The following is a 1,377-nucleotide window of genomic DNA, read 5'->3' as shown; positions in this document are numbered from 1 at the left end:
TCCGTATATGGTCTCCTCCTGTTTTGCAAGGGCTTCAGACTTTGATAACAAGGTAGGTTGCTGCCGTATATCCGGCCTGTTTGCGAGTTGTAATACTCTGGCCTTGATGAGCTGTCCGCGCGTATCGTCCTTATCGACCTATCGGTATTGATTACCTTCGGAGTAGTCAGGTTTCCGTTACGCTGGTTTGACCTATTTTGTCATCTTAAGTTTGTCGCCTCCGCAACCTTTGGAGYTCACTTTTCTCAATACAAGTCGGTGCTCTGGTTTTATCTTCTAACAAGCTATCGRCCGATAGCTCTCTTGCCTCGCCACCATCGCCCAACCTATTCGGATCAGCTTGTTCGCCAATGCGACAGTGGCTTTGTTGACGCCACGTTTGGCGACCAATCGATTGATCCATTGACTCAGGGGATCGTCTTTCTTGTTGGCCTGCCTGACCACCGATCGCGCACCGTGGATGATCAGGCTTCGCAAATAGGCGTCCCCTCTCTTGGTGATTCCCATCAATCGATCCTTATCTCCGCTTGTATGCTGCTTGGGTATAACGCCTAACGCCGCAGAGGCGTCTCTTCCGCAGGTAAACTGTCGCCCCGTACCCAGCCAGCTTTTGAAGGCGTAGCTCACAATGGGGCCAAACCCTGGCGCCTGGCGTAGACGCAGACAGTCTTCATCCTGTTTTGACGCCTGTTGGATTTGCGCCTCGCACCACGCTATTTCTTCGTCCAACTTCACTAGACGCGGATATTGTCGCTGAGCCATTTCCCTGATTCTGGAAGGGAGTGATGTATTTGTTTCTTCGAGTTGCTCAACAAGCTGAGTCCGAAACCGACTCAGCGATTTAGGTATCGAAACGCCGTACTCATACAACAATGCTCGCGTTTGATTCACCAGCCGCGTCCGCTCCCGTACAAGCCCTTTACGCATAATCAGTACGGCTTGTTGTACTTGCTGCTCTTCAGTTTTGACTTCCACTGTTCTGATACGCCCGTGCAGCGCTGCTTCGAGAATCGCCTGTGCATCGTTGTAGTCATTTTTTTGTCCCCGTAAATACGCTTTCACATGCTGTGGCGGCAGCAACTGCACATCATGACCCAACGCCTTAAACTCCCGTCCCCAGTAATGCGCGCTACCGCAGGCTTCCATGACCACTACGCTTTTTTCTTGCTGCGCAAAGTACCTCAGAACCTGAGAACGCTTTAATTTTCTCCGCTCGCCATCGGAGCCAATCAAATGGAAGACGCTCTTTGCCAAATCTAATCCAACCGTCTTATGCTTAGACATGATGGTCTCCTCCTTCGTCCTTTGATTGCACTCATAATCATGGCACATTGCGATGCCGCTGCAGGAAAGGAGGAGACCATCTCATCGACCTAC

At 51.0% G+C, this 1,377-nt stretch carries 1 protein-coding gene; it reads right to left on the bottom strand.

Features of this window, described 5'->3' with window-relative positions; all coding sequences use genetic code 11:
• Positions 1-276 precede the first annotated feature (276 nt).
• Positions 277-1,284 (bottom strand): IS110 family transposase, encoded by a 1,008-nt coding sequence (locus KP814_RS32530; protein ID WP_216740671.1) that lies wholly within the window; start codon positions 1,282-1,284, stop codon positions 277-279.
• Between the last annotated feature and the right edge of the window lie 93 nt (positions 1,285-1,377).

The organism is Hahella sp. HN01, assembly GCF_018986435.1.
In the GTDB taxonomy this organism is placed as follows: Bacteria; Pseudomonadota; Gammaproteobacteria; order Pseudomonadales; family Oleiphilaceae; genus Hahella.
Note: the sequence above shows the minus strand (reverse complement) of the source record. Positions and strands in the feature narration are given on the sequence as shown.